Origin of the sequence: Candidatus Magnetominusculus xianensis, assembly GCA_001541255.1 — a bacterium.
In the GTDB taxonomy this organism is placed as follows: Bacteria; Nitrospirota; Thermodesulfovibrionia; order Thermodesulfovibrionales; family Magnetobacteriaceae; genus Magnetominusculus; species Magnetominusculus xianensis.
The window spans coordinates 1-24255 of sequence record LNQR01000066.1 but is presented as its reverse complement, the minus strand read 5'-3'; the positions used below and the strand labels follow the sequence as shown (position 1 = coordinate 24255).

General features: G+C 44.1%; 22 protein-coding genes and 1 pseudogene. 9 read left to right on the top strand and 14 right to left on the bottom strand.

From position 1 onward, the window contains the following. Positions 1-263 precede the first annotated feature (263 nt). Positions 264-1445 carry an urea ABC transporter substrate-binding protein gene (locus ASN18_RS09170; protein ID WP_085052445.1) on the top strand — a complete coding sequence of 394 codons (1182 nt, stop codon included), beginning with the start codon at positions 264-266 and terminating at the stop codon, positions 1443-1445. Positions 1446-1524: 79 nt separating this feature from the next. Here ASN18_RS09170 and ASN18_RS09165 read toward each other — a convergent pair whose 3' ends face one another. The 5 genes from ASN18_RS09165 to ASN18_RS09145 all read right to left on the bottom strand — a co-directional run bounded on the left by ASN18_RS09165 (position 1525) and on the right by ASN18_RS09145 (position 5950). Beyond that, positions 1525-2454: a GGDEF domain-containing response regulator gene (locus tag ASN18_RS09165; protein WP_085052444.1), complete on the bottom strand. Its 930-nt coding sequence runs from the start codon at positions 2452-2454 to the stop codon at positions 1525-1527. A 123-nt stretch (positions 2455-2577) separates the two neighbouring features. Next, positions 2578-3645, bottom strand: coding sequence for a phosphoenolpyruvate carboxykinase (ATP) (locus ASN18_RS09160; RefSeq protein ID WP_085052443.1), 1068 nt, complete (start codon positions 3643-3645; stop codon positions 2578-2580). Beyond that, entirely contained in the window at positions 3642-5129 is a 1488-nt protein-coding gene (locus tag ASN18_RS09155; RefSeq protein WP_085052442.1) for a lipopolysaccharide biosynthesis protein, read from the bottom strand. Before ASN18_RS09155 ends, ASN18_RS09160 begins: the two co-directional genes overlap by 4 nt. Positions 5130-5274: 145 nt before the next feature. Continuing rightward, positions 5275-5577 (bottom strand): helix-turn-helix domain-containing protein, encoded by a 303-nt coding sequence (locus ASN18_RS09150; RefSeq protein WP_085052441.1) that lies wholly within the window; start codon positions 5575-5577, stop codon positions 5275-5277. Further along, on the bottom strand, positions 5570-5950 hold the full coding sequence (locus ASN18_RS09145; RefSeq protein ID WP_085052467.1) for a type II toxin-antitoxin system RelE/ParE family toxin: 381 nt from the start codon (positions 5948-5950) through the stop codon (positions 5570-5572). Before ASN18_RS09145 ends, ASN18_RS09150 begins: the two co-directional genes overlap by 8 nt. Before the next feature lie 149 nt (positions 5951-6099). Between ASN18_RS09145 and ASN18_RS09140 the strand changes: the two genes are divergently transcribed. From ASN18_RS09140 to ASN18_RS09125, 4 genes are read left to right on the top strand one after another with little or no spacing between them, the layout of a single operon-like run. Next, positions 6100-7122 (top strand): aspartate-semialdehyde dehydrogenase, encoded by a 1023-nt coding sequence (locus tag ASN18_RS09140; protein ID WP_085052440.1) that lies wholly within the window; start codon positions 6100-6102, stop codon positions 7120-7122. Between the two features lie 16 nt (positions 7123-7138). Then, positions 7139-8674, top strand: a complete 1536-nt coding sequence (gene gspE, locus ASN18_RS09135; RefSeq protein WP_236861634.1) for a type II secretion system ATPase GspE — start codon at positions 7139-7141, stop codon at positions 8672-8674. 1 nt (position 8675) lies between these two features. After that, positions 8676-9869, top strand: a complete 1194-nt coding sequence (locus tag ASN18_RS09130; RefSeq protein WP_492208002.1) for a type II secretion system F family protein — start codon at positions 8676-8678, stop codon at positions 9867-9869. Further along, positions 9853-10329 (top strand): prepilin-type N-terminal cleavage/methylation domain-containing protein, encoded by a 477-nt coding sequence (locus tag ASN18_RS09125; protein ID WP_085052438.1) that lies wholly within the window; start codon positions 9853-9855, stop codon positions 10327-10329. The genes ASN18_RS09130 and ASN18_RS09125 overlap by 17 nt, the downstream gene beginning before the upstream one ends. 92 nt (positions 10330-10421) lie before the next feature. Here the strand turns inward: ASN18_RS09125 and ASN18_RS09120 are convergent, their stop codons facing one another. Further along, positions 10422-10613, bottom strand: a complete 192-nt coding sequence (locus tag ASN18_RS09120) for a type II toxin-antitoxin system HicA family toxin (protein WP_085052465.1) — start codon at positions 10611-10613, stop codon at positions 10422-10424. Positions 10614-10640: 27 nt separating this feature from the next. Beyond that, positions 10641-10841: a type II toxin-antitoxin system HicB family antitoxin gene (locus ASN18_RS09115; protein ID WP_085052437.1), complete on the bottom strand. Its 201-nt coding sequence runs from the start codon at positions 10839-10841 to the stop codon at positions 10641-10643. 159 nt (positions 10842-11000) lie between these two features. Between ASN18_RS09115 and ASN18_RS09110 the strand changes: the two genes are divergently transcribed. Both ASN18_RS09110 and ASN18_RS09105 read left to right on the top strand, forming a co-directional pair. Next, entirely contained in the window at positions 11001-11240 is a 240-nt protein-coding gene (locus tag ASN18_RS09110; RefSeq protein ID WP_085052436.1) for a hypothetical protein, read from the top strand. A 193-nt stretch (positions 11241-11433) separates the two neighbouring features. After that, positions 11434-13653 carry a PAS domain S-box protein gene (locus tag ASN18_RS09105; protein ID WP_085052435.1) on the top strand — a complete coding sequence of 740 codons (2220 nt, stop codon included), beginning with the start codon at positions 11434-11436 and terminating at the stop codon, positions 13651-13653. Here ASN18_RS09105 and ASN18_RS09100 read toward each other — a convergent pair. From ASN18_RS09100 to ASN18_RS09090, 4 genes are read right to left on the bottom strand one after another with little or no spacing between them, the layout of a single operon-like run. After that, positions 13634-15205 (bottom strand): ArnT family glycosyltransferase, encoded by a 1572-nt coding sequence (locus ASN18_RS09100; protein ID WP_085052434.1) that lies wholly within the window; start codon positions 15203-15205, stop codon positions 13634-13636. The two genes, ASN18_RS09105 and ASN18_RS09100, sit on opposite strands and share 20 nt — an antisense overlap. A gap of 3 nt (positions 15206-15208) precedes the next feature. Continuing rightward, positions 15209-16777: an ArnT family glycosyltransferase gene (locus ASN18_RS09095; protein ID WP_236861631.1), complete on the bottom strand. Its 1569-nt coding sequence runs from the start codon at positions 16775-16777 to the stop codon at positions 15209-15211. Continuing rightward, the gene (locus tag ASN18_RS17170) at positions 16755-18344 is read right to left on the bottom strand and encodes a glycosyltransferase family protein (protein ID WP_157072907.1); all 1590 of its coding nucleotides are present in this window, start codon (positions 18342-18344) and stop codon (positions 16755-16757) included. Before ASN18_RS17170 ends, ASN18_RS09095 begins: the two co-directional genes overlap by 23 nt. Then, on the bottom strand, positions 18341-19609 hold the full coding sequence (locus ASN18_RS09090) for an NAD(P)/FAD-dependent oxidoreductase (RefSeq protein ID WP_085052432.1): 1269 nt from the start codon (positions 19607-19609) through the stop codon (positions 18341-18343). Before ASN18_RS09090 ends, ASN18_RS17170 begins: the two co-directional genes overlap by 4 nt. A gap of 134 nt (positions 19610-19743) precedes the next feature. Here ASN18_RS09090 and ASN18_RS09085 point away from each other — a divergent pair, with 134 nt between their 5' ends. Both ASN18_RS09085 and ASN18_RS09080 read left to right on the top strand, forming a co-directional pair. Further along, entirely contained in the window at positions 19744-20136 is a 393-nt protein-coding gene (locus ASN18_RS09085) for a Crp/Fnr family transcriptional regulator (RefSeq protein WP_085052431.1), read from the top strand. Between the two features lie 231 nt (positions 20137-20367). Next, complete coding sequence (locus ASN18_RS09080; RefSeq protein ID WP_085052430.1) at positions 20368-22428, top strand: HEAT repeat domain-containing protein; 2061 nt, start codon at positions 20368-20370, stop codon at positions 22426-22428. Between the two features lie 227 nt (positions 22429-22655). On the opposite strand, the pseudogene ASN18_RS17535 reads toward ASN18_RS09080, so the two are convergent. The 3 genes and pseudogenes from ASN18_RS17535 to ASN18_RS09065 form a co-directional block, all read right to left on the bottom strand. Beyond that, positions 22656-22944 (bottom strand): annotated as a pseudogene (locus ASN18_RS17535) (transposase); the annotation flags it as partial. Between the two features lie 85 nt (positions 22945-23029). Next, entirely contained in the window at positions 23030-23602 is a 573-nt protein-coding gene (locus ASN18_RS09070) for a hypothetical protein (RefSeq protein WP_085052429.1), read from the bottom strand. A 152-nt stretch (positions 23603-23754) separates the two neighbouring features. Next, entirely contained in the window at positions 23755-24063 is a 309-nt protein-coding gene (locus ASN18_RS09065) for a hypothetical protein (protein WP_157072906.1), read from the bottom strand. Positions 24064-24255 lie beyond the last annotated feature (192 nt).

Here is a 24255-nt window from a genome sequence, read left to right as displayed (position 1 = left end):
TGTTTTTTATCAATTTCAAATTTCATGGTTTAATATCAATCGGCCCCAGTAATGAAGGCAATAGATAATGATAGCAGAACTTTATGCAATATATCAATGAGTTGTACCGAACTCAGCATATAAATTCACTGTCAGGATTTGTCAGCTTTTGTCAGATATAATACATTGACGCATTAATTTGCTTAGAGTAATATAAGTTACAAAAGTTTATGAGGCTGTTCTAAAAGTGTTTTTACTAACGGTAAAGAGCGAGGTAAGTAATTATGAAAGCTATTAAGACAGTTCGAATCGGGGTAGTTCACTCCCTAACCGGTGAGACGGCAGAAAGAGAGAGGCCGCTGGTTGATGCTATATTGATGGCCGTCGATGAAATAAATGACTCAGGCGGTTTGATGGGATATACAATTGAGCCGATGATTGAAGATGGAGCGTCATCGACGGCTGTTTTTAAAGATAAAGTACAAATGCTCTTTGACAGTTATAATATAACCAATATATTTGGGTGTTGGACATCCTCCGCCCGCAAAACTGTAAAGCCCATAATAGAAGCGAATAATGGGTTATTGTGGTATCCTGTTCAATATGAAGGTCTGGAGGAATCTGAAAACATTGTCTATAGCGGCGGCTGTCTGAATCAGCTGATAGAACCAGCGGTTGATTGGGCGTTTATTAATAACTGTTCAAGTTTTTTTTTGATTGGCACTGATACTGTCTTCCCGCACACAGCCAATCTGTTAGCCAGAACTTTGGTGGAAGACAGAGGTGGTGAGATTACCGAAGAGCAATACACAGCCCTCGGCAATACTGACTTTATGTCAGAGGTAGATAGAATTTGGGAAACCAAACCTGAGATCGTATTAAACACCTTAGACGGGCAGAGCAACCTTGCCTTCTTTAAACAGTACCACAAGGCAGGTATTTCTATTCCTGTTTTAGCAGCGTGTATCTCTGAGGCGCAAGCACAGGCAATGGCCGACTATGCTTGTGGGCACTATGCCTGCCGGAGTTATTTCCAAAGCCTGAACATTAATGAAAACCATACATTTATTGATAAATTCAGGACTAAGTATGGTAAGAAAAGGGTTATATCCGATTCCATCGTTTCAGCCTATTCACAGATATATCTATGGAAGCAGGCTGTTGAAGATGCTGTGTCTTTTGATACACCGGAAGTACGCGCACTTCTGCACGGACAACGTTTCCTCAGCCCGGGTGGATATATACGGGTAGAGCCGAATAATCACATAAGTAAGAAGGCCTATGTTGGACTAATAGGCAATCACGGCAGCGGGCAGTTTGAGATAGTATGGGACAGTCTAAACAGTATCAGGCCGAAGCCCTGGCTTGGGGTGGAAGAGGCAGCGGGGATACGACCAATAATTAAGAGCGCATCCCGCTGGGTTGATACGCTTAGAGCCAGCAGTGATATACTGGATACAGCATAACTGGTGGGCTATTAACAGCGCTGAAATCGGCAGACCACATGCTGTACGCGGCAAAATATTGTGCCTTACGATAATGCGGCTACTGATACGCTATAAAGCTGATCTGATTCCTGCCTGAGGCCTTTGATTCATAAAGGGCTAAATCTGCTGTTTCAATTAAATCGGAAGCAGCGCCTGCCTCAGGAGGCGTTACTGTGGAAACACCTATGCTCACGGTGATGTGATTTGCCGAATCAGAGAATTCGTGTGGTATTTGAAGGCTGCTTACGGCATTCAGAAGCCGTTTTGCAACCTCAACAGCGCCAGCCTGCCCGGTGTCTGGAAGTATGCAGGCAAATTCCTCTCCGCCATATCTGGCAACAAAGTCCATCGCCCTGGGCATTGAACTTTTAAGCATACGTGCCACTTTCCTCAGGCAATCATCTCCTGCAGCGTGACCGTAGTTATCATTATATTTCTTGAAATAATCAACATCAATTAACATAAGAGATAAGGGGCTTTTTCTCCTTTGAATAGCACTCCATTGAAATTCTAAAAACTCATCGAATTTTCTGCGGTTTGGGATTCCCGTAAGACTGTCCTCCATAGCCAGTATCTCACATAGGTCCCTTTTTAATTTTAACTCGACATGCGTACGCACCCTTGCCAACACAATGGGCGCTACAAAGGGTTTTGTAATGTAGTCAACTGCCCCCATCTCGAATCCTTTGACCTCATCCTCCACCATGCTTAACGCAGTGATGAACATAATAGGAATATTCCTGGTTAATATATTGTTTTTCACCCTCCTGGAAAGTTCGTAGCCGTCCATCTCAGGCATTAATATATCCAGAAGGATTAAATCGATCTTCTCGTCTTTTGATTCCAGCCGCTTTAGGGCCTGCTCCGCGTTTTTTGCTATTATGGCCCGGAATTCCCCGTTTAAAAGGTTAACAAGTACGTCAATATTGGTTTTTTCGTCATCTACGATAAGAATCGTTGGCCGCCTGTGCCCTTTAGCCTGCTCCATATTGTCTCCTCTTATGGTCTGTTATAGGCCTGACTTTAATATGTGATATTGTACACGCCTTGCCACCATCTTGACAAGTAGTTCCGATATGGAAGCCGAGATTCTGTTTTAAAGCCACAAATATTATGAATTTATCCCGCTAAGAAGAGACTCATACCGCTTCTGCTGATTCCATTCATAAGGAAAGTTTAGTTTTAAAAACTGCATGTTTGAAAGATTTTCTGCTATTACCGCCTCGAAATCCCTGTAATATGAATAATCTGACAGGCTAAGAATGCGTGTCATCTTCTCAAAATCCGGGAAATGGAGCCATTGGAGGTTGATTATATCCCTGATGATTTTGTCATGGCTGCATTCCTTAGCTCTGAATGAGCTGCCGTGCGTTATAACAACACATTTTGACGGGATTGCCGTAGTATGTTCCCTGCACTGAGGAAACATATCCTTCACGTTTACAAACACCACAGGAGAGCGTAACCGGCTGAACATGGGTATTATAAAATCAGGGGAATACTTTTCCACAAAAACCTTAGCGAGCTTGCTAATCACAACCGGATATTTAAAACGTTTGTGCCCTGTAACCATACGGTTGTTCCTTGTCAGGAACTCAAAGTGGAAGCGCTCCATCGGTATATAGGGCCTGAAGATGTGGGCCTTTCCTTTGTAAAGAATAAATTTATCATCGCCTACATAATCCCAGCCATCATTAAGCATAGTAAGTGTCAGGGCGGTTTTCCCTATACCGGACGGACCTACTATAATAACACAGTTATTGTCCCGCGATAAGACAGCACCGTGAAATAACAACCCGCCTTTTCTTATCAGGCTAAACTGGATACAATAGGTAAGATTAAACAGTAGTCTGCCAAACTCCTGGGTCTCTTCACAATATTCAATAGTAATTGGACCAGACACATTAAATGCCATATCCGGTTTACCTCTGTGTCCAACCACCACGTATGAATCATCGCTGAGTTCCTTTATCCAAAACGGCAGAATATCCCTTGAAAAGAGTTCAAGAGATTTTTTATCTGTCTTAAATGGCATAACTGTTATATCGTAATTTCCAGAGATTTCAGCGGGGTCGGCTGCGAATAAGCTGAAATAATCTTTGAGCCGCTCTGTTATATGACTATTAAGCTCGCATAACTGCACTGTAACCAGAGAGTGTATATTAAGTGAAAATGTCATTTAGGCAATACCTTATGCAATACTCGCATTATGCTTAATGCCTTTAAGTGCGGGTATTTTTTCTCAGCGGCTGCTATCAATACCGTCATCAGCGCCAGATAAACAAACAAGCTCAATGCCACGCCAATATAAGGATTCGTTACTGCGCGGGTGAATACATATCTTAGCGAAAAAACCGCTGCGCACATGACGCTAAAAGGAATCAACAGCGGCAGCATTCTTTTTAGCCATATTCGACAGGGAATATCATATTTTATTGCTATCAAAGTGGACAGGGCGCTAAAAAGTAAAAAACAAGAAACACTGCTTACACAGGCAACTCCGCTTATGCCATATCCGGCCTTTATTCCGACGATGTTTAATATTATACTAACAACTAACACAGCCACCATTAGTATTACAGCCTGAACCTGCCAGTTGTTTGAAATAATTATACCACGCGTAAATACAGACAGAGAAAAGAAATAGCTGCCCAGTATAACAATCTGAGCAGGTACTATGCCATTTATATATTTTGGGAAAAGAAACGGTGTTGCAACTGGAATCATAATAAGCAGTGTACCAATCATAAATGGAAGATACCATGCAGTTGTCACAAGGGGCTTGAACAGGAAATCATCAAGTATCTGTTCTTTTGACTGGCTGCTGACCTCGTGCATCAACTCCGGCTCCATGACCTCGCGCGCAGCCCCCGGGATCTGAATCATAAATGTGAACACCGTAACAGAGAAACTGTAATAGCCGACTTGTTTCATATCAAGAAAATGTGAAATCAATATCCTGTCAAATGTATTAAGTAAAATGCTGCTGAAATTAAATATCATTATTGGAAAACCCTTCCTGACAAGGTCAACAAAGACTGATGACTTATATTGCCATGAAATATTTGTTGGATAGGTCTTTCTGATATATAAAACCACAATAACACATGTCAGGAGCAGGCTCATGTATAAGCCATATATGCCCCAGATAAAAAGTAAAGCTATGCCAAACGACACTGTCAATAATGTCATCAGATAGTTCAGCGAGGTCAATAACCTGAAATTCTGATATGCCTTAAGAAGGCTGAGAATGAACTCCTGATACCATTTCATCATCAGCGCTGCAACCATAACCAGAAGTCCTGCTGTAACAGTGATGTCAAATTTCCCTGTGAGTGCTGTTATAACGATTATCAGGGCAACAGCCATGTTAAGCACAAATGTACTGAGCATGACAGTGCTCTTTATCTCATCGTTTTTAAATGCCTCGTCCCTGCCGTTGTTGTATGGAATGATGTACTGCATTGCGGAGCGCGAACCGAGGTGAATATACGTCGTATAAGTTGGGATAAGGTTCAGGAGATTCCATAGCCCGTAAAGCTCAGGAGAGAGCATTCTGGGTTTTATGAATCCATAAACCGCCCCCAGTATCTTAGTTATAAAATGGCTGATTGAGTAACGTGCTATATTACTCATCAAGGTATCAGCGTTTGATTTTGCCATGTTCTAATGATACCTGAATGTGGTCAAATTCGCAAGAGGTGCAACAGTCTCAGGGTGTAGATATTCGGAGCGCAAATTTGTGAATCGGATTTATCCAATTCATGCTGAACCAAGATACGGTTAGATGTTTTTGTTCATTCATGCTTTAGCTAAGTGCAGCAAGTCCCTTACGGTCTATCAGGTCAAGAAGGCGTTGTGCTGCACCACTTGGTTTCTTTTGCCCGCGTTCCCACTGCTGTACTGTAGTCTTGCCAATACCAAGTATTGCCGCAAAAACAGCTTGGCTTACATGATTGGCCGTGCGGATACGCCGGATATCTTCGGGTCTGAAAGGACGCTTAGGTGGTAAGCAAAGCGCCTCCACTGTCCGCATGGTAATTTCGTCCATGGCTCCTACCTTGAAAAGGTCTTTCGCCATGTCATGGGCAATATCCAGAATTTCAGTCATGACATTTTACCTCCCATATCGAGTTAATCGCTAAGAGTTCCTGAATATGTTCATCAACTGATGAAACAAAAGCTTCTGCGACAAAGCTCAAAGCAGTTCTTTCCCTATCGGAAATATTGGCTCTATCGCTCTTGGCGAAAGCGTACAGAAAAACAATCCGCTCAGTATTTGGTCTTCTATAACCTACAATTACACGATACCCTCCGCTTTTTCCCGCTCCTGCCCTTGTCAATCGTTTTTTGAACAAATAACCACCAAGGTTGGCCTCAACCTTACCTGTGGAGATTTCCTCCGCCGCTTGGCATAAAACAGCATCAGAGATACCTTCCCGATGTGCCCAATGGTTGAACCATTTGTTTTTGAAAACTCTCATATATTTAATTATATCACTAAGTGATATACTTTGCAAGCATCCGCAAGAGGTGTAGCCCTCTGAAAAGGCTTTTATTATCAGGGATAATAAAGTTATAATAGTGCCATGCAGTATAATCCCGTAAGGAGCAAAGAAGGAGCGGTTAATAAATGTTAAAGAAAAAAGATAAGTATGTGACGGCAGTGGTTGGGGCAACCGGTGCTGTTGGCGGTGAGATGATATCTATCTTGCAGGAAAGGAATTTCCCCATTGATAAGCTCAGGCTCTTCGCCTCTGAAAGGTCGGAAGGTAAGAAACTAGAGTTCAGAGACGATGAAATAAAGGTCGAAGTCCTGCGTGAAGACGTATTTAAGGGGATTGATATAGCCCTGTTTTCTGCCGGAGCGCAGAGGAGCAAGGACTTTGCCCCGTTTGCAGCCAAAGACGGCTGTGTCGTCATAGACAACTCAAGCGCGTGGAGGATGGACCCGGCAATCCCCCTCGTTGTCCCTGAGGTAAACCCCGGTGACCTCAAAAAACACACGGGAATCATCGCTAATCCAAATTGCTCGACTATCCAGATGGTCGTAGCCCTAAAGCCCATCCATGACAGGGCAAAGATAAAGAGAATCGTGGTGTCCACATATCAGGCAGTCTCCGGCACCGGCGCAAAGGCTATGGACGAACTCCTTGAGCAGACAAAGTCGCTGCTCAGCTTTCAGGAGGTTAAATGCAATGTCTATCCACATCAGATTGCCTTTAACTGCCTCCCCCAGATAGATGTGTTCTTAGACAATGGCTACACAAAAGAAGAGATGAAAATGCTCAACGAAACCAGAAAGATAATGGGTGACAACTCCATACAGGTAACGGCAACCACAGTGCGCGTCCCTGTATTCAGAGGGCACTCTGAGTGCGTCAACATCGAGATTGAAAAGAAACTGACGGCAAACGAGGTGCGGGCTATTTTGTCTGAGGCCCCGGGCGTTATAGTATTTGACGCCCCAGAAAAAGGCATCTATCCCCTGCCCCTTGACTGTGCGGGCAAGGACGCGGTATACGTAGGGCGCATACGTGAAGACGAATCCATACCCTCTGGGCTCAACATGTGGATTGTCTCAGACAATCTGAGAAAGGGCGCTGCCCTCAACGCGGTGCAAATTGCAGAGAAGCTCATAGAATTCGCCCAATAGAGTTGATAAAGAGAGCGTGGACAAAGAGACACCAGACAGAGAGATTGCGATGGCCGGGCCGGAGGACTTCCCCCGTGTCCCCATCGTCCTTGACGGCATATCCTCGCGCTTTATTGGCAATAATCTGATTATTCCAAGTTATTTAGAAGATAACCGTCTGAAGGTCATCATGGCAAGGCCGTGGGACATAAGCACTATTGACGCCCTCACAGTGGCAACCGGTTATGAAATAGAGGCATTTGGGGCTGACGAGGCAGAAGTCAGAGACTACATTGATAAGTTTTACAGCAGGGAATCAAATATTAACAAGATAATCGAGGACATCGGCGATGTAAGTTTCGACACCATAAGCGACTACGACGAAGATGTTGACCACCTTAAGGGGCTTGCCTCTGAGGCCCCTATTATAAAACTCGTCAACCTCCTGATCTCAAGGGCAGTTCAGGCCAGGGCAAGCGACATTCACATTGAACCCTTCGAGAATGAACTAAAGGTCAGATACCGCATCGACGGTGTGCTGAAAGAGGTCGAATCCACGCCAAAAAAGCTCCAGCCCGCCATTATATCAAGAATCAAGATAATGGCCAAGTTAAACATAGCCGAACGACGCCTCCCGCAAGACGGCAGGATAAAACTCAAGATTGCCTTAAAAGAAATAGATATGCGCGTCTCCACCGTGCCAACCCTCTACGGCGAGAGCATCGTGATGAGGATTCTCGACAAGGAATCCATAGTCATAGACCTTACGCAGCTAGGCTTCCCCGATGATATTCTAAGCGGGTTTAACAACCTGATAACCAAGCCCCATGGCATCGTCCTTGTCACAGGCCCTACCGGAAGCGGCAAGACCACCACGCTCTACGGGGCGCTTGATAAGATTAATACGCCGGAGAAAAAGATAATTACAGTCGAAGACCCGATAGAATATCACCTCAACGGCATAAACCAGATACAGGTGAAGCAGCAAATCGGCCTTAACTTTGCCAACACCCTAAGGCACATAGTCAGACAAGACCCCGACATAATAATGATAGGGGAGATAAGAGACGTAGAGACGGCAGAGATAGCCATACAGTCTGCCCTGACCGGTCATCTTGTGTTTTCCACGCTGCACACGAATGACGCCCCCTCTGCAGTGACCCGTCTTATTGACATGGGGGTGGAGGCGTTTCTGCTTACGTCAACCCTTCGCGGGGTACTTGCGCAGCGCCTTGTGCGCATAGTGTGCAATAACTGCAAGGCCATTGATGATGAGGCGGCCTCACCCGACGAACTTGCACTAATCGGCCTCAGCCCCGATGTTGTACTATATAAGGGCACGGGCTGTGAGCAGTGCGCGGGGACGGGGTTTTATAGCAGAAAGGGGATATTTGAGTTCCTTGTTGTCAATGACTCTCTAAAAAAGGCCATCTTAAAAAGTACCGACTCGACCGAACTCCGGCACATTGCTAAGAGACATGGAATGAAAACACTTATCGAAAGCGGGGCGGAGAAGGTCAGGGCCGGGCAGACTACAATTGCCGAGGTACTGAGGGTTACACAGGAGGTATAACATACCCCTATTTTACTACAAGGCGGCCTCATGGGAGGGAGAACACCGCAGCGGTGTCATAAACGCTGCTGACGAGGAAACCGTCATAAGCACTCTTAAGGATTCACGCCTCATCCCGCTCTCCATTACGCGCTCTGAACCGAAGGGCAGGATTGAGATATTCAATAAATCCGGCTCAAAGGAAGTCCTCACCTTTACAACAGAGTTGGCGGCACTGTTGGGCGCAGGGCTGCCCCTTGACAGAAGCCTCAGCATCTTAGTTGAGGTCTCAGACAACGACTCGATGCGCGCAATCATTCAGTCTCTCTTAAAGACCATACGCGAGGGCAACTCGTTCTCAGAGTCTCTGTCCAAGCACCCGAAGATATTCACACGCCTCTATATTAACATGATAAAGGCAGCCGAGTCCGGCGGTGTTATCGAGGCCGTTATGGAGAAACTTGCCGATTATCTGGAGACATCAAGCGAGCTGAAAGAGCACATATACTCGGCAATGATATATCCGGTGCTTCTGGGTATAACCGGCCTTGTCTCAATAGTAATATTGCTGACCTATGTGATACCTCAATTTGCAAAAATATTTGAAGAGATGGGTGAGACCCTGCCCCTGCCCACACAGATATTGATGATGATAAGCGGCTTTTTCAGCGATTACTGGTGGGCGGTTGTGGGGCTGATTGGCATTGCCTTTTTTGCATACAAAAGATACGCGCTCACAGAACTTGGCAGGCAAAACCTTGATGCCTTAAGGCTCAGGCTATTTAAGGGAATTGTCGTAACGGTAGAGACGGCAAGGTTTTCTAGGACACTGGGGACACTGTTAAAGAGCGGCGTACCACTCCTTGACGCCCTCAGAAACGTAAAAGACGTTATAAATAATCTAATCATTAGACAGACCATCGAAGAAATCATAAAGGGGGCAAAGGAGGGAAAGGGGCTTGCCGGGCCGCTTGCAGCCGCTAATATATTCCCACCGCTTGCGATTTCCATGATGAAAGTAGGCGAGGAGACCGGAGCGCTTGACGAGATGCTCTTAAAGGCTGCCTCAACATATGAAAAAACACTGAGGACAATGGTACGAAGGCTGATAAGCATTCTTGAGCCTGCGATGATACTTGTAATGGCCGTCGTAGTGGCCTTTATTGTAATCTCGATGCTTATGGCCATATTTAGTTTAAATGATATCCCCATGTAATCGCCATCGTCATTGTCGTAATCGGCATCACAGCAGCGGGGGCTTTACGCTCATAGAGCTGATGGTGACTATGCTTATCCTTGCCATCGCGTTGTCGGTAGTGGCGGTAAAGTTGACATCGAGAATGCCTGAGACGCTGTTGAAGTCGGCGGCAAGGACGCTGCTTGCAGATTTGAGATATGCCTCAGTCCTTGCCTCCTCTAAGGGTAAGGACGTAAAAGTCACCGTTGACCTCAACGCACTGGCATATACATTTAATGGCAAGACGAGGAGTTTCCCCGAAAACACAAAAATCGTAATCAAAGACGCTGAAGACAAGGAGTTCAGAAGAGGCCGCTGGCAGGTAGTGTTTTATGCCGTCGGCGGTTCAACAGGCGGTGAGATAAGTCTGTCCACCAGAAAAAAAACACTCACGATTGCTATCGACCCCATAGCAGGGGCAATGCTGACGAAACACTAAAGCCATTTGTGGAGACGTAACTGAACCGTCTACAGTAATGGGGAGAGATTTATTGACATTGAAAAAATGCTATCATGATTATTAGTAGAAGCCTATAAGTTATTAAACTCCTCCACGGAAATATTTGCTTGTCGTATCAGCTTTTTCAAAATACCAGGGCCTAGTTCAGGATGCAGTGGTATGGACAACGTGTATTCATAACCTTCTTTTATCATCATTACGTGAGATCCTTTTTGTCTTGCTATACCCCAACCTGCTCTTTTAAATTTATTGACAGCCTCCATGCCTGAACAAAGCCTTAACCGGTACACTCAAACAGTAACCTCAATAAGTTCTCCCCTGGAATACTCGCTTTTAGAGCTCATAACCTCAAGCCAGCCCTCTATTGCTTCGTGTACGTTTTTTATAGCTTCTTCCTTTGTCTTGCCCTGGGAAAGGCAGCCAGGAAGCGCCGGTACTGCAACCACGAAATAGCCTGCCTCGTCTTGCTCTATATGTAACTGTAATTTCATATAAATCCTTTTAAGAATAGTTGCAGATTCTATTGTATTTACACTTATATCTTATCGGGATTACAGAGTTTTTGTCAATAGGGACATCGGAACTTGGGCATGAAAGAAGTGTTGACTTATAGAATGCCTAACAAGTAGACTATTTGCAGGAGGCTGCATATGTCATCAACAGTAATGATTCCAGAGGACAAGCGGGACACGCTCAATGTCATAGCGACAATAGAAAAGCGCGATATCAATGAAATACTTTCAGAACTTATCGATGATTATATTGATCGGCACAAGGAGACACTTGAGATTCTCTCACAGCCTGAGTGGGTTGATGCAATCACCGAGGGTTTAAGTTCCTCAGAGAGAAAAGAGACTGTCAGTTGGCGAAGAAAGAAATCTGGGAAATAGCGTGTTGCATCACGTAAAAATCTACACGAAATAAGTTCTGATACATGGACTTGTTGTTGACACAACCAATCGCAAATGTGTTAGTATATCACATGGTGCCGCTATAGTCATGATTGGTGTGAAACAAATGCAATATCTCGCTATAATGTGTGACACAGAGTGTTAATCATACGTTTATGTATAGGTGTGTTAATTGGCTAAGACAATTTTAATCGTTGAGGATTCAAAGATACAGTTAGAAATACTGAGGCGCATTCTTCAAAAAAATGGATATGACGTTATTACTGCATCAAATGGCAGACTTGGTCTGAATATAGCTTTATTTACCAAGCCTGATATAGTGATAAGTGATATTAATATGCCTGAGATGAATGGATATGAACTTTGTCGTGAGATTAAGAATAATAAGGATATTAATAAAATACCGGTAATATTGCTTACCGAGTTAAAATCAGTTACAGATATAATAGAAGGTCTGAAATCACAATCTGATGACTATATAACAAAGCCGTATAATGAGAAATATCTTATTTCTAAAATTGAATCATATATTAATAATACAATACCAATAGTTGATGCAACAGTCAGTGGTGAATTTGAAGTAACCTACCAAGGGACAACACACGTTATTTACTCGAATTACAGGAAAATATTTAATCTTCTTTTTTCTACTTATGAAAATGTCATTCATCAGTATCAGGAAATCTTAGAGTCCAAAGATACTCTCCAAAGACTTAACAACGAACTTATTGAACAGGCACACGTGATTAAAGAATCTGAGGAGATGTTTAAGTTTTTTGTTCAAACTTTACCGGACGTAGTCTATAAAATTGATACTGATGGCAAATTCACTTTTATAAATGACGCTATACGCCACTATGGATATGAACCAGAGGAACTAATAGGAGAGCATTTTAGTAAAATATTCTATCAGGATGACGTAAAAAATATAAGCAGAGAGGAAGTCCTACCATATTTTCTTGGTAAAAAATCTGGTAATTTGAAACCGCCCAAGCTGTTTGATGAAAGAAGAAGTGTTGACAGAAAGACTTTCGGACTTGAGGTTCGTCTAAAAACAAAGGATGAAGAATTATCGAATAAGCCAATTATTTCAGAGGTATCCAGCTATGGCATATATAAGTTCAACGCTGATAAACATATCGCTGATCATGATGGCACATTAGGTGTTATAAGCCGTAAGCTAGATTTTTGCTTAGGCTCTGGTGGTATTATTAAGGATATAACTGAGAAAAAACGAATAGAACATGCGCTTCTTGAGTCGGAAAAAATATCACATGCCCTGATGGAAAACGCTAGTGACGCCATATTGATAGCCGATACTGAGGGAAATCTGCTGGATGCTAATATAAAGGCTGTTGTGTTACTTGGATATAGTAAATCAGAACTTCTTCACATGAAATACACAGACATTCATCCACAGGATGACCGTGGGAGGGTTATTAATGTTTTTCAACGCGCAATTGCAGAGGGCTGCCACCATTTCTTAGAAACGCACATATTAAGAAAAGACGGCACCAGGGTTTCAGTTGAAATTTCCGCCAACATTATAAAAATTAATGGTAAAATACTTGCGCAGGGTATATTTCGTGACATAACAGAGCGAAAACTCTCAGAAGAGAGACATCGCAGGCAAGAACAATTAATGATTTATCAATCAAAAATGGCTGCAATGGGGGAAATGATAGGTTTAATAGCACACCAATGGAGGCAGCCAATAAATGCCATCGGGTTAATTATTCAGGATATAAAAGACGCTTATGACTATGGTGAATTTGATGGGAAGTATGTAGCAAAAGCGGTTGATATGACAATGTGTCAAGTAAACTTTATGTCAAAAACAATTGACGATTTTAGGGATTTTCTAAAACCCTCAAAGCTGAAAGTACGCTTTGATGTTAAATCTACGATAGATAAATTAATCTCGATGTTCGCACAATTGTATAAAAAAAGCGCCATTGATATTACTTTAAGAGCTGAATGCGATGTAAAACTGTTTACTGATGGATATCCCAATGAATTTAACCAGGTGATACTTAACATATTGAATAACTCCCGAGATGCCATCACTTCAATAAAATATCCCGGCGTAACCCCAAAATGGGGACAGATAGAAATAACAATCAGTAACAGCGATGATGGCGGTAAAATAATAATTTTGATAAGAGACACCGGCGGCGGCATTCCAGAAAATGTTATAGAAAATATTTTTGAGCCTTATTTCACAACAAAGGGGATGGAAGGCACGGGGATTGGACTTTACATGTCCAAAACAATAATAGAGACAAACATGGGCGGCAGACTTTCGGTAAAAAATGTGGAAGGCGGGGCTGAGTTTATGATAGAGTTGGCTGTAAGTAAATTAGAGGGTGACGTTAACCCGGCTTTCTCCTAAAGACAAGAATATCCTCCATCTCTTCTGGTGCAAAGAATTCGTGCATATCTGGCTCAGGGATGCTTCCGCTCTTGCGCGATGCGTGAACCTTCAGGGTTATCGGCGTATATAAATCAGCAATTTCTTTAGATGGATACATGGGAGGGGGCTTTTTGGGCAGGACGGCAGCAGTTTCTGTAAATATCCAGTCAGGGAGTTCTTTAATATTTCCCGCAATATCTGTTTTTGTATTGATAATCCTCATCCCGTTATAAAATATCAGGGACATACCTGAGTCTGCAATGAAGAGCGATTGACCGTCTGCACCCTCTTTCTTCAGAAAGTTTATTATGTCCCCTGTCCTGTCGGCATATGGGGTGTATGCAGCGCTGATAAGCGTCGTTAGGGGCAGGCGTGGCTGATGTATTTGAAAGGGTATGTTTATAGGGTCGAGTAATTTTATTGGATACAGGGGATAGTAGGCTGCATAGTTTGTAAGACATAAGAGAGCTGCGCATGCAAGGCGTACAGCTTGGCTGCCAATGTACCGCTTCAATATGGCCGACTGTAAGACAAACACAGCCGGAAGCAGCGGCAGGAGATAGCGCAGAAACACCCCGGGCGCCAAAGAAACCGTGGCAATAACATATGGAATCAGTATCCAGAAAAATGCCTCCATATCATCTGCCACTTGCCTCTCACGGTTGTCGTTCATGGATTTAATGGCAAGATATATAAGCGGCACTATGAAAACTATCAGGGCAGTGATATGAAAATTCATTTCCCAGAGATAATAGGCGATTTTTTCTATGATATTTTCTTTACCGGCATATCCGGCCTGCCGCCAGGGCCTTGCATATACTATCCAGGGCGCAGCCGCCACAGCGAATAATATAACTGCCGCTGCCCCGGTGCTGATAACCTTGTCGTACCTCTTGTAAATATATGCTGTAAAAAATGCAAACGCAATCAGAGTTCCGGCAACAACTATGTAATTACTATAAAACTGAATCGTAAGGGCTGCTGCCATAAGGGTGACTGCCGCCGTCCTCCGGCCCTTTAACAACAAGTAAACGCCGCCAATAAACATAATCTCAGCAAATACTATCAGCGGGTAGTAACGGCACTGTCTCACATGCAAAATAAAGACCTCTGATGTTGACATGAAAAGCATAGACATAAGCGATATCTCATGGCTGCCGTATATCCGGTAGACAATAAACCCTAACAGCGCCACAGACAAAAATCCCGTTATGGCAAAAGGCAGGCGCGCAGCGGCGGTTGACTTGCCGAATATTTTAATAGACCCAGCGGCCAGATACTCAGCAAGCCACGGCGACCATGTCCAGTTGCCGTACTTGTCTGCGTCAATTCCCTCACCCATATAGGTGATGGTGTTTGTGCCGTCAGAGACCTTGGGCAGGCCGAACTTGCCAATGTTAACAGCAAGCAGGGCAGTGGTCAGTTCGTCTCCCCACATCGGACGCTCTCCTATGTGATAGAACATCAAAAAAAAGGCCAGGCATAAAACCAACACATACCCCGCCACAGCCTTATAATCAATCTGGGGCATATATTATCCCGCCACAGCCTTGCGTTTATATACGGTCATTGGGACAATATCATGGTTGGTGAAGTATTCGTAAATGTCCGGCTCGGGTGCATTCCCCATCCTGCTTGAATTGTGGACAGAAATTGTAACGGCGTCGTAGTATTTGTGTATGACCTCAGAAGTGGCAATGGCGCTCTCCCCTAAGATACCCGATGCACTTACTGGAAATACCCAGTCAGGCAGCTTATCAGCAGAAAAACTATTAGATATACGCCCGTCGATGATATTCATATCAGTATAAAAAATAAGCGGAAACTCAGGGTCGAAGACAAAGACCGACTGACCGGGTAAGCCATCATTTTTAAGGAACGCCACAACGTCTGCAAGCCGGTTGGTATAGGGAGTTGCTATGCTGCGAATCAGATTTACGACGGTCAGCCGCGCCTCGTGTATGTGGTCAAACGGGTAGGCCGCGAAGTTGGAAGCCAGCAGCACTATTGTTAAAGCGGCGCGTAATATGGCAGGTTTTATGTATCTCATTAACAGACCGGCTTCTATAATTGCAAACACTGGTAATAACGGGGTTATATAACGCAGATTCTGCCCCGGCCCAAACGACAGAATAAGCACCTGTAACGGTACGATAAGCCAAAGTAGCTTCACTATATCTATCTCAATGGGGTCGGCCTCAATGGGCGTTTCTTCAGAAGCGGCAGTAACACCTCTGACCCGATGATAAATGTAAAAACAAGCTGGCAGTAACAGTAAAGTAACCGGAAAGACATGAAAGTGTATCTCCTTTGAATAAACCAGCGCCCCCTGTAAGAAATTCACCCCCCCCGCGTAAGACCCCTGACGCCACGGTCTCGCGTATAAAAGCCACGGCAGGCTGGTCAATACAAACAGGAGAAAGACTAGTCCAAGCCGGTGCAAAATCCCGCTGTAGCGGCGGCGCATAAGGACTGCCCAAATCCCTATGGCAATGACATTGCCGGGCACTACGAGATAGTTACAGTAGAACTGAACTGACAGTGCGGCGGCGCCGTACAATATGCCGGACCATTTACCGGGCTGTTTTAACACAAGGTAAATCCCGTAGATAAGCCATATCTGACCAAAAATAATCAGCGCATAGTAGCGCCCCTGTCTGGCGTGAAGGATAAAGAGTTCTGATGCGGCAAAAAGAAGAGTTGAAAGCACGGCCTTGTTGAAATCACCGGAGATGCGAAAGACCAAAAACATAAGGGCAAAAACGGAGATAAACCCAACTATGGCAAAAGGAAGCCGTGCGGCTGCGGTTGACTTGCCAAAAATAGAGAAGGACGCCGCCATCAGGTACTCGCCAAGCCACGGCCTCCATGTCCATATGTGGTTTTCATTGGAATCGACATTCTGGCCGTACAGGGTAATCGTGTTTTTACCGTCAGTGTTTACCGGCAGGCCATATTTTGTGATATTAACGGCAAGCAGGGCGCTCTCTGCCTCATCCCCCCACAACGGTCTGCCGCCAATGTTGTAAAAGAGCAAGTATGCAGTAAATACAAATAGAGCCAGGCAAACGACAATATGCCTAGTGTTTATTGAGGATTTCACTTTGTCTCCGGGGTCTCCGGGTCTCCGGTTTTCTTTTATATATGACGAATTTTTCTTTGTCAGTGGCGGTGAAGTATTCATATTTGTCGGGGTCGCCGATGCTGCCAGACCTTTTAGTTTTATGGACTTCAATCTCAACCGGGGTGAAGTCATTTGATAAATCCTCGGGGATGCTGTCTGGTTTCATATCAAATACGCATGACGGGCCAATCGGGAAAAACCAGTCCGGCCTCACAGTCTTACCATAGGTAAATCTGCCGTCGATTACCTGCATATCAGTGTAGAATATCAGGGGGAACTCAGAGTCATATACCAAAATGGATTCGCCCGGGGCGGCCTCCTTTTTAAGAAACGCAACAACATCATCCAGCCTGCTTGTGTATGGTGTGGCAATAGAACGCATCAGATTAATTACAGGGAAGGCTGGTTTGTGGCCATATTGAAAAAAATACAATCCAAGCATAGATAAAAGATTGGTAAAGCAGAGAAGCCCGACAAGGGCATAACGAGGGAGCATGGGCCTGATATATCTTGTAAGCAACATGGCCTGAAGGATACAAAACACAGGGATAAGATGTGTAAAATAACGTACAAACAGCCCCGGCGCCACCGAAATGATCACAAGCTGACATGGTATTAAAATCCACAAGAAAAGTTCCAGGTCTCTTTGAGCAGGCGTTTTCCCTGATGAGATGTGGAGGGAGCGGCCCTTGAAAATAAAGTACCCGACAGGGATTAATAACAACACAAATGGAAACATGTGAAAATTAATCTCAACTGCGTAGTAATGGAGTTTTGGAATATAGAGCCTGCTATTGACCTGTCCGGCTTGGGTCCACGGCTTTGCGTAAAGTATCCAAGGCGCTGCCATTAACGTAAACGCCGCAAATCCTGAGAGTATATAACGCCATAGGTATTTGCGGCGTTCGTGTACGAGGATTGTGGTAAATACGATGGCAATGATATTTCCTATGATAATAATGTAGTTGCAGTAAAACATCAAGGCAAGTGCCATTGACATATGAATGGTACCGCGCCTGGCGCGCCCTGTGAAAAGATGGTAAAGCCCCAGGATGAGCCAAATCTCGGCAAATATCACGACTGAATAGTACCTGCATTGGCGCACATGGAGGATAAACAACTCCGATGTAACAAGGCACAGAGCTGCCATAATTGCCGTCTCATGACTTTCATATATTTTATACACTAAGCGGGCGAATATAATGACACAGAAAAGACCAACAAAAGTAAACGGCAGTCGTGCCGTGGCAGTTGACTTGCCAAACAGGAAAAAAGATGCAGCCGCAAGATACTCTCCAGTCCATGGAGCCCAAGTCCAGACCTGGGCTTTATTAGAGTCCAGCTCTGTCCCGATATAGGTTATCAGGTTTTTACCGTCAGAGACCTTTGGCAGTCCATGTTTTGTTATGCTTTCGGCTAATAGAGCGGTGGTTGCCTCATCTCCCCAGAGGAGCCTGTTGCCAAGATTGGAAAAAAGCGTGGCTGCAGCAAATACAATGACAATGGCGTAAATAGCAATTAAACTATGTCGTGTTTGGACTGTCAAGTCTGATTTCGCGGCGGTTGAGGCTGCTTTCTTAACGGCAGAATCAGCCGGATTGCCCGCTCAAATAACAGATAATCGATTGACCAGTTGATTAACACCATCAGGCGGTTGCGAAACCCTATTAAGTTAATCAACTGGACAATAAGCCATAGAATCCATGCGAAAAATCCGGTAAAAGACCTTTTGCCTATTTGTGCTACGGCAGTGTTGCGCCCGATTGTAACCATTGCCCCCTTGTCCTTATATATAAAGGGGCTTTGTGGTCTGCCTGTCAGTTTATTTAGTATGTTATTAGCGGCATGTATGCCTTGTTGAACCGCTGCAGGGGCGGTCATAGGGAGCTGGCGTCTGGTGTCTTCTATTGAAGAGAGGTCTCCGACGACATATATCTCTTCGTGTCCTTCGATTTCAAGCGTGGGCAGCACCATGAGGAGGCCGCCTCGGGCTGTTGAAAACCCCCAGCCCTCAGTAATCGGGTCTGCACAAATACCGGCAGTCCAGATAACGGTCTCTGTGGGCAAAATATTCTTGTCTTTGAGATGAACGGTCTGAGGCATGACCTTCTCCACCAATGTCTCAAGCATGACATTGACCTTCATGCGGTATAATCTATCGAGGGCATAGTCGCGCAGCGTCTTAGGGAATGTGATCAGAACACTGTTGGCAGCCTCGATGACAACGACTTTTACATAATCGAAGTCAATCGATGGATAGTCTTTTTTGAGCGGGCCGTGTATGAGTTCAGCAAGTGCACCGGCAAATTCCACCCCCGTAGGGCCGCCTCCTACAATGGTAAATGTGAGAAGCTGCTGTCTTTTTGCGTCGTCTATTTTTCTTGAGGCATACTCGAAACAGCGCAGGATGTGATTTCTCAGGGCTATGCCCTGCTCAAGGGTCTTCAGTTGAAATGAGTACTCAGCAGCACCCGGTATGCCGAAAAACTGAGTGGTGCTTCCGGTAGCAAGAATCAGATAATCATAGGTTATGGCATAATCAGAGCTGTAGAGGACACGCTTGCCTAAATCAATTCGTTTGATGTCGGCGAGGACGAATCTGACGTTAGGGAATTTTCGCAAAATACTTCTTATTGGGTATGCAATATCTTCAGGCTCAAGTTCAGCCGCTGCTACCTGATAGAGCAGTGGTAAAAAAGTGTGATAGTTATTCCTATCAACAAGGATAACATCAACGGGCTGATTGGCAAGAGTTCTGGCTGCCCAAAGCCCGCCAAAGCCTCCTCCGGCTATCACAACGCGGGGTCTCACGCCTTATTCTTCAGTATTGGGGTTTGTGTTTCTCATATGTGGTATTATATCAATTAGTATTTTAATTTTCCACTACTATATGATATACTCTTTTAATGTAAATTGCTAATAAATATAAGGGGTCAACAAAAGAAATGAGAAGGATAGCCGTAAAAGAAACATATAAAGATGGACAGGTGATAATTAAAGAGGGCGGCTACGGCGAGGGCACATATTTGGTAATCTCCGGCAAGGTTCGTATCACTAAGAAGATGGACAAGGAGAATCTCCACATAGCAGTATTGGAAAAAGGTGATTTTTTTGGTGAGATGAGCTTTCTGGACAGGCAGCCGCGCTCTGCCTCGGCAACTGCCGTAGGGGATGTAGAGCTTGGGTTAATAGACAAGGATTTTCTCGAAGAGGAAATAAACAAGACATCGGAGGAATTTCGCCATATACTCTATACCCTGGCAGAACGGCTGCGAACGACATCCTCACTGGTAGTGAAGCTGATTGCTGAGAATCACGCGCTGAAGAAACAGTCGTAAAATGTTGTGCCCATTTGTCGGCCCATTTGCCGGCCCATTTGCCGGCCCATTTAATAAGATGAAACGCCTGCCGGCGATATAGGAAAGGGGTGTTGGAAAGGGGTGAGGGAGTTGGACAACTTGCTAAAGCAAAGGCGGGCGGCGCTATTAGTATAATATTGTCTGTATATCACAGGCACTGCCGGCTGTTACACTGTAATAAACTGCACCGTAACGGCATCGGGCTAAATCGTGTTTGAAGGCTCAAAGATAAAGAAGCTAATAGCGGAGCTTAATGAAGCCAAGACAGAAACTGACCAGTCAAAGGCAGTAGAAGCCCTTGTAGTTTATGGCAGAAAGGCCTACACACGTATAATAGATGCCTTCCGTAACAGACGCCTTCATCAGACAAGGGCAAAGGCGGTACTTTTCAGGCTATGCGACACCCACTATATGCCTGACATATTGCAGCTCATAGGTGACCCTCAGGAAGAAATACGCAGGACGGCAAAGGAACTCATCTTAAAGAAATATGCAGAAGCGGCAGCCCAGCCGTTGGTTGACTATCTAAGAAGCCCTGACAGCAGTTACAGAATGGCCGCTGTCGATATATTGTGTACGTTAAAGAGTCAGGCCTGTGTGCTCAGACTTATGGCAATGTACGCGGAGAGTGACACTGAGCAGAAAAAGGGAATAATAAGAATATTAGGGGAGACAGACGCCCCCGGCATAGCCAAACTATTAATCGGCGCCCTTTCAGACACATCTCTGTCTCTGCGTATTCAGGCAGTACGGGCGCTGGCACAGTTAAAAGACCCGGAGAGCGTTATCCCTCTGACACAATTACTTCAGGTGGAAGACACACTATTGAAGCGTACCGTACTTGACGCCCTGGCAGCAATTGGCGACAAGAGGGCGGCCTCTGCAGTGCTTTACTTGTTGAAGGATGTAGACCTTGTCATAAGACAAAAGTCCACCGAATGCGTCATCCAGCTTGCGGATGCAAGCATAGTGCCTGATGTCATCAAACTTATGAGAGACAAGGACGTAAACGTCAGACGGTGTGCCGTAGATGTATTGAATAATATCAGAGACCCAAGCACGGCAGAGTCCCTTGTGGCGGCGATGAAAGACTCAGACTGGTGGGTAAGGCAAATTGCAACAGATGCGCTTGCAGAGGTAAAGGGTGAGCATATCGTCAAATTTTTCATTAAAATGTTAAAGGACTCCGATGATGTAAACATGAGACGGTGTGCTGTGGAGTTCTTCAATAAAGCTGCCGACCCTGCGGCCCTTGAGCCTCTGATTGCAACCTTAAACGACGCCGACTGGTGGGTACGGGAAAAGGCAGTAACAGCGCTTGGTACGCTAAAGGACAAACGCGCAATCGCCGCCCTCTCCGCCGTACTTAACGACAGCGAGATAAAATGGGTCATCCCGTCTGCGCTTGCCTCAATTGGCGGACATGAGGTTATTGAACCGTTGTATATCCTGCTTGACGATAGTGAGAAACGCGTCAGGGTAGGCGCCTTAAAGGCGCTTGTCAAGTTGAAAGACCCCGACACAATCCCTAAACTAAAGGAGATGCTTGATGACGACGAAGAGGAGGTCCGCCTGGAGGCAGTCAACGCCCTTAAAGCGCTCACAGGCAGGGTTTTCAAGGCAGGTGAGGGGAAACCGCAGCAGCAACAGCAGCAGACGATGAGGACAATGGTGGGATTTGCGCTTCCCGAGGGGTCTATTCAAACTGAGGCGATACTTGTCCTGGATTTATGCAACTCCACAGGCATAGCCAATAAGTATGGCGACCAGTTTGCGCTTGACCTTACAAAGACACTGACAGACAAGGTACGGCCTATCGTAAAAAAAGAGGGCAGCCGGTTTATGAAAAGTACGGGCGATGGTTTTTTAATAACATTTCCAAAGGTTCCTAATGCAGTTCGTTTTGCCTTTACCGTTTTGAAGGAAATAGCCGCGCACAACAAGACCGTAGAGGACGAAGCCGCAAGGATTCAACTGCGCTTTGCCATAAATCAGGGTGAGACGAGAATAGACGCCAAAGGAGACAGGCTTGGCGTTGCAACCAATATGACGTTTCGCGTGGAGGGTGTTAAGTGGGCAGATTTAATTCCAATGGAAGGCGCTATGAAAACAAAAGAGGAACTGCCGTTGGTTGACCGTGTATTAGTAACGGAACACGTTATCGAAGAGGCATCAAAAATGGAAGGGATTCACTCCAGGCTCGTAGGGCTGTTCGAGCTAAAAGGCATCAGCGGCCTGCACAGGGTATATCTTATCACATATAACGCATAACCGCTGGCCGCATGTTGTGGAAATTATGTAAACAATGCGTGTATCTCAGATATGATAATATTCTGAGCTGTGATGTCAATAGTGGACACCAAATTCTTCATGCCACAGTCCTTAGAGCTGTTTTCATAAGGTGGCCCCAAATGTCAATACCACTGTTTAGTGGATTTAAGATATAGCCCTCTATGAGGGTTTTGTAACCATTCATTAAGCAGCCTTCATAATTGCCGTCACACCTCGGCAGGAGTTTTGTCGTCGAACGTAGCATGTGGGCGTTCGTTGTTATAATAATCAAAGTAGCTCCGAAGGGCGGCAGTCAATTCCTGACTGTTTCGTAGTCTTTTATATAAACCTCTTCATACTCTACAGTTCGCCACAGACGCTCTATCATTATATTATCCATTGCCCGTCCTTTGCCGTCCATGCTGATACGAATTCCATTGCTTTTGAGAACATTCGGAAAAGTCGACCAGTATATTGCGAACCCTGATCCGTATTGAATATCTCAGGACATCCATAACCTTAGTTGTCAAGTAAATACTCCTATAACTGTATAACTATTATGGCATTATAAGAGTTATACAAGGTGCTTGATCGGTTGCAATTATAACTGCCAAAAATATCCTGTCTTAGCATTATAATCAATGGCATAATACACAGTTATCCCATCTTTATACAATATGCTATCGCACTGATAAAATTTATATTTTGTACGATTTTTCGGGAATACTTTGCTTGTTAATTCTTCAGATAAAAAAGCAGATAAAAATATATAATATTGTGATAATTTAAATATTGTCATATTTTTCGAGGATGTAGTACTTGTTAACTCTTTAGGCCACCAGTTAGGTGAAAATATGGAATAAGGATACAAAACATATTTTTCATTAACTTCTCTACATTCCGGTGAAATATATGAAAAGTTAAAACGTAACAGATACGGATAGATTCTCTTCATATCACATTTTACATATATATCAGTAACATCAGGTGGAAGATCATTCGGTATCACTCTTAGATATATCGATTGCTTTAATATAGGATAAAATGCTTCTCTTTCCGAACTGTCTAATATAACTATAATATAAAGTGCAGTACACAAGAATAATATGAAAAATGACAAAAACAATACAGTTATAGACATATCTATGATATTTATTATTTTTTTCCACATCATCTTAACTCTAATTATAACATATCATGCCATATCTTTTCTCAATATCATCCAGCCTTATAGGAAGTAGTTCATTGCATTAGTGGAGTATATCTAAAATTACCGGCTCAACAGCGTCAATGCAAAAACTACTAATCGATTAAATCGACGCATCATTATTTCCCAGCCACGCGATAAAACATTACAAGCAATACTAATAGTATTATAAATAAAAATAATGCTGCAACGAAGTTTCTTTCACCTATATACTTCGAAAAAATTAAACAATCGATAAGCACGGCAGCAAGAAGAATGATTTTAGTTTTAACGATTGTATTATTAACATTTGCAGCACTTTTGCACTTAGATTCCAACTGGTCAAGGGCTATTATACATCGAATATAATCATCTATGTTTTTTATATCGAATAGCTGGTTTTTCAAGCCTTTTCCACGCATGACAATATCCAGTTCCATTGCCAGCACAGCAAGGCCGTCATCAAAATTATTGAAAGGATCAGGCTTTAATTCTTCACTAAATCTATCAGTTGGGCGAAGCAGTGCAGCTGGCAGCTCTAATTCATGAGCTATTAATAAGTGTATAAGTAAGTAGACATAAAATTAAGCAAAATGTTAAGATAAAAGATGAGAGAATTAGACGGTAGGAAATTAGATCAT